The 3,706-nt window shown below is 60.6% G+C and carries 3 protein-coding genes; all 3 read left to right on the top strand.

Features of this window, described 5'->3' with window-relative positions; genetic code table 11:
* Positions 1-222 precede the first annotated feature (222 nt).
* The 3 genes from Mhypo_RS17355 to Mhypo_RS17345 all read left to right on the top strand — a co-directional run bounded on the left by Mhypo_RS17355 (position 223) and on the right by Mhypo_RS17345 (position 3,337).
* Entirely contained in the window at positions 223-1,251 is a 1,029-nt protein-coding gene (locus tag Mhypo_RS17355) for a LacI family DNA-binding transcriptional regulator (protein ID WP_119342483.1), read from the top strand.
* 61 nt (positions 1,252-1,312) lie between these two features.
* Positions 1,313-2,512, top strand: a complete 1,200-nt coding sequence (mqnE, locus tag Mhypo_RS17350; RefSeq protein ID WP_371862167.1) for an aminofutalosine synthase MqnE — start codon at positions 1,313-1,315, stop codon at positions 2,510-2,512.
* 9 nt (positions 2,513-2,521) lie between these two features.
* Positions 2,522-3,337, top strand: a complete 816-nt coding sequence (locus tag Mhypo_RS17345) for a menaquinone biosynthetic enzyme MqnA/MqnD family protein (RefSeq protein WP_119342481.1) — start codon at positions 2,522-2,524, stop codon at positions 3,335-3,337.
* The last annotated feature ends 369 nt before the right edge of the window (positions 3,338-3,706 follow it).

Raw genomic sequence — 3,706 nt, 5'->3', positions numbered from 1 at the left:
GCCGCCACATTCGACTTTCACACTTCCGCAGTTCTGGCAAGCTACACTATCTTTGGGCTTCTCTGGGTTATTCACAAATCCAGTTTAGAAGCCCCTTCCTTTGCTCAACCGAATTTTTTATATGACTCGGGGCCTTTTTCGTGTTCTCGAGGTTCAGATTGTGTGATAAACTAATTTTAGATTTTGCAAGAAAGCGTTTCCACCCTGAAAGAGGAGCCAAATTTGGCCAAGCGTAAACCCACCATCCACGAAGTCGCCCACCTTGCCAAAGTGGGGATTGGTACAGTCAGCCGGGTTCTGAACAACCACCCCTCGGTACGGACCGAGACCCGCGAGCGGGTACTGGCGGCTATGTCCAGCCTTGGTTACAGCCCTAACCCCCACGCCAGGCGGGTGGCCGGGGGACGCAGTTACACCATCTCGCTCATCCTGCCGGTTATCTCAACCGAGTTTTACAACCGGCTCCTCGAGGGTATCGAGCAGGTCTTGAGCGAGGAGCGCTACGAAATTGCACTCTTTCCCATCTTCTCCCCCCTGCGGTTGCAACGCTACCTGGAGAGCCGCTCTTTGGCCTACCAAACCGATGGTCTGCTGGTAGCCTCCCAGGGCCTGGCTCATCTGCTGCCCAACCAACGGTTTCCCACCGAGCGCCCGGTGGTTCTGGTAGACGCCCACAGCCCCCGCTACGACTCTGCCTTCGTAGACAACTACCTGGGTGGGCAGATGGCCGCCCAGCACCTTGCAGCCTTTCCTGGAGAGCTGTTCGCCATCCAGATGCAAGAAGAGCTCGACGAGGTTATGCGTAATACCGTAGGGCAGGAACGGGTCGCGGGGTTTCGCGATGGGCTAGCCCGCGTGGGCCGCTCGCTGCCGGACGCTCACATCTTCGTCTCGCGCTTCTCTGCCGAGGGCGGGCGGCTGGCCCTGCAGCACTTTATGCGGCTGTCCAGGCCTCCTTACAACATTTTTGCCGGGGCCGACCTCCTGGCCCTGGGGGTGCTCGAGGAGGCCGAACGACAGGGACTGGAGATAGGTGAGCAGGTACGCTTGCTAGGCTTCGACGGCCACACCTGGACCGAGGCCCGGGGCCTGTCCACCCTGTCGCAGCCCATCGAGGAGATGGGGGCCGAGGCCGCCCGCATGCTTCTGGAGCGCATTCGGGGCTACAAGGGCAGCCCCCGGGCCCGGCGTTTCGAGCCCACCCTGGTCGTCCGAAGCTCCACCCAGGACCACACCGTGTATGCGGACTGACCGCTCCAATCGTTAGCCAAGTATCAGGTTTCACAACCGGGCAGTGCTAGGATTGTCTCTGATGAATGCGGCTTCCTCTTCCGTAGGCGCTTTGCGGTACATTCCTGTGGTGCGTGACCCCAAACTCCTTCCCATCGTGGAGAAAGTAGAGGCCGGAGAGCGCCTGACCTTCGACGAAGGAATGACGCTCTACCACACCCCCGACTACAACACCCTGATGTGGCTGGCCAACCGGGTGCGCGAGCGCAAGCACGGCGATAAAACCTACTTTGTACACTCCATGCGGCTCGAGTTCACCAACATCTGCTACGTGGGCTGTACGTTCTGTGCGTTTGCGGCCCGGAAAGGCGAGGCGCGGGCCTGGGATTATAGCGTGGAGGACGTGGTGGCCAAAGTGCGCGAAAAGTGGGAGCCGGGCCTGACCGAACTGCACATGTCCAGCGGCCACCACCCCAACCGCCCCTGGAGCTACTACCCCGAGATGGTGCGGGCCTTGAACGAAAACTTTCCCGGTATCCAGGTAAAGGCTTTCACGGCAGCGGAGATCGAGCACCTCTCCAAAATCAGCAAGAAGCCCACCCTCGAGGTCTTGCGCGAACTCAAAGAGGCCGGCCTGGTGGCCCTGCCCGGCGGCGGGGCGGAAATCTTTGCCGAGCGGGTGCGCCGCCAGATCGCCAAGAATAAGGTCAAGGCCGAGAAGTGGCTGCAAATCCACCGCGAGGCCCACAGCCTGGGAATCCGCACCAACGCCACCATGCTCTACGGCCACATCGAAACCCTGGAAGAGCGCCTCGACCATATGGATCGGCTGCGCAAGCTGCAAGACGAGACCGGGGGTTTTTATAGCTTTATTCCCCTGGCCTTCCAGCCCGACGCCAACGCCCTGGCCTTCAACCTGGGCAAGACCGAGTTCACCACCGGCTTAGACGACCTGAGGAACCTGGCGGTTGCAAGGCTCTATCTGGACAACTTCGATCACATCAAGGGTTACTGGGTGATGATCTCCTCCGACCTGGTGCAGGTCTCGCTCGACTGGGGGGTCTCGGACATCGACGGCACCATCATCGAGGAGCACATTGCCCACGCCGCCGGGGCCACCTCGCCGCTGGGTCTCTCCCGCCAGAAGATGGTGCAGCTCATCCAAGCTGCCGGGCGCGTGCCGGTCGAGCGGGATGCGCTTTATAACGAGCTACGCGTCTATGCCGATAGCCAATGGCCGATGAGCAACAACCAGTCCCCTATTCAAGCCTACCGCCATTAGCCATCCGCCATGAGCTATATCCTGGGTGTCCCCCGCTACGCCAACACCGCGCCGCTCTACCACTTTCTGGAGGAAGGGGACGGATTGGCCTTTCGCTACGGCGTGCCCACCGAACTTAACCAGTGGCTGCTGGAGGGCTCGGTAGACCTGAGCCTGGTTTCCTCATACTTCTATCTGGAAAACGCCAACAAGCTAAGACCCCTGCCCGACTTCAGCGTGGCCGACCTGGGGCCGGTGTATTCGGTCAACTTGTTTCACCGCAAGCCCTGGAGCGATTTAAGGCGCATTGCCCTGACCACCGAGAGTGCGACCTCGGTGCGGCTTCTGCAATACCTGCTGGAGAAGGGCGGCATCGAGGCCCAGTACACCTCCGAGCAGGGGGGCCTCGAGCTCCTCGAGCGCTATGACGCAGTTCTTCTGATTGGCGACCGGGCCATCAGCACCTACTTTGGCCTCCTTTCCATCATTCCCGAGTCAGTGCACCAGGTGCCTACCGAGGTCGAGGGAATTCGCGTTACCGACCTCTCGATGAAGTGGTTCGAGCAGACCCGGCTGCCCTTTGTGTTTGGCGTCTGGGCCACCCGCAAGAACGCCCCCCCGCCCCCCGAGATTATCCGGCGACTGCGGGCCGCCCGTTCGCTGGGGCTGGGCAACCTGGCCGCCGTGGCCGGCACCGAGGCCCAACGCCTGAACGTACCCGAGCGCCTGATGCAGCACTACCTGTGGAACTTCCGCTACCACCTGGAAGCCCCAGACCGGCTGGGCCTGCAAGCCTTTGCCCAAGCCGTGGGGCTGCCCTACCCCGACGACTACTGGGATGTGTAACCCACCCCCAGGTACGCTTGTTACAGTCAGCGCTACAAAAGAGTTTGTACCATCCTTACCTGAATACCTACCATAACATCAGGATGTGGGGCGTAGGGTGTAGACGTTGAAAATCACCGCCCACTGCCCCATCTCGTGCGCCGCTGAAAGTTAGCCACACGCCTACCGCTGGTATCAGGCCAAGGAAGCCCACCCGATTTTTAGGGGCCAACCGACTTCTTCGCCCGAGCTTTCTCGGTGTTATACCAGATTCGGTTGATTCGTTACCGAACGGTAACGAATCAACAGGGCCGAAGTTATCCGCGTAGCGGAGGGCGATACCGCCCCTTGGAAGTTATCCGCGTAGCGGAGGGCGATACCGCCCCTTGG

Origin of the sequence: Meiothermus hypogaeus, assembly GCF_003574035.1 — a bacterium.
Classification (GTDB): Bacteria; Deinococcota; Deinococci; order Deinococcales; family Thermaceae; genus Meiothermus; species Meiothermus hypogaeus.
Note: the sequence above shows the minus strand (reverse complement) of the source record. Positions and strands in the feature narration are given on the sequence as shown.